The organism is Streptomyces sp. S3(2020) (genome assembly GCF_013044505.1).
Classification (GTDB): domain Bacteria; phylum Actinomycetota; class Actinomycetes; order Streptomycetales; family Streptomycetaceae; genus Streptomyces.
On record NZ_JABERD010000527.1, the window covers coordinates 1 to 1,065 of the forward strand.

The following is a 1,065-nucleotide window of genomic DNA, read 5'->3' on the forward strand; positions in this document are numbered from 1 at the left end:
AATGACACGACTTCGGCGGTACGCTTGAGCCCCGCTACATTGTCGGCGCGGAATCACTAGACCAGTGAGCTATTACGCACTCTTTCAAGGGTGGCTGCTTCTAAGCCAACCTCCTGGTTGTCTCTGCGACTCCACATCCTTTCCCACTTAGCGTACGCTTAGGGGCCTTAGTCGATGCTCTGGGCTGTTTCCCTCTCGACCATGGAGCTTATCCCCCACAGTCTCACTGCCGTGCTCTCACTTACCGGCATTCGGAGTTTGGCTAAGGTCAGTAACCCGGTAGGGCCCATCGCCTATCCAGTGCTCTACCTCCGGCAAGAAACACACGACGCTGCACCTAAATGCATTTCGGGGAGAACCAGCTATCACGGAGTTTGATTGGCCTTTCACCCCTAACCACAGGTCATCCCCCAGGTTTTCAACCCTGGTGGGTTCGGTCCTCCACGAAGTCTTACCTCCGCTTCAACCTGCCCATGGCTAGATCACTCCGCTTCGGGTCTTGAGCGCGCTACTGAATCGCCCTGTTCGGACTCGCTTTCGCTACGGCTTCCCCACACGGGTTAACCTCGCAACACACCGCAAACTCGCAGGCTCATTCTTCAAAAGGCACGCAGTCACGAGGCAAGCACAAGTGCTTGCCCGACGCTCCCACGGCTTGTAGGCACACGGTTTCAGGTACTATTTCACTCCGCTCCCGCGGTACTTTTCACCATTCCCTCACGGTACTATCCGCTATCGGTCACCAGGGAATATTTAGGCTTAGCGGGTGGTCCCGCCAGATTCACACGGGATTTCTCGGGCCCCGTGCTACTTGGGTGTCTCTCAAACGAGCCGCTGATGTTTCGACTACGGGGGTCTTACCCTCTACGCCGGACCTTTCGCATGTCCTTCGCCTACATCAACGGTTTCTGACTCGTCTCACAGCCGGCAGACTGTGAAAGAGAGATCCCACAACCCCGCATGCGCAACCCCTGCCGGGTCTCACACGCATACGGTTTGGCCTCATCCGGTTTCGCTCGCCACTACTCCCGGAATCACGGTTGTTTTCTCTTCCTGCGGGTACTG

Annotated in this window: 1 rRNA gene; it reads right to left on the reverse strand. The window is 56.7% G+C overall.

The annotated features are described in order from the left end of the window. A 23S ribosomal RNA gene (locus tag HLK59_RS50135) occupies positions 1-1,065 on the reverse strand; the annotation flags it as partial.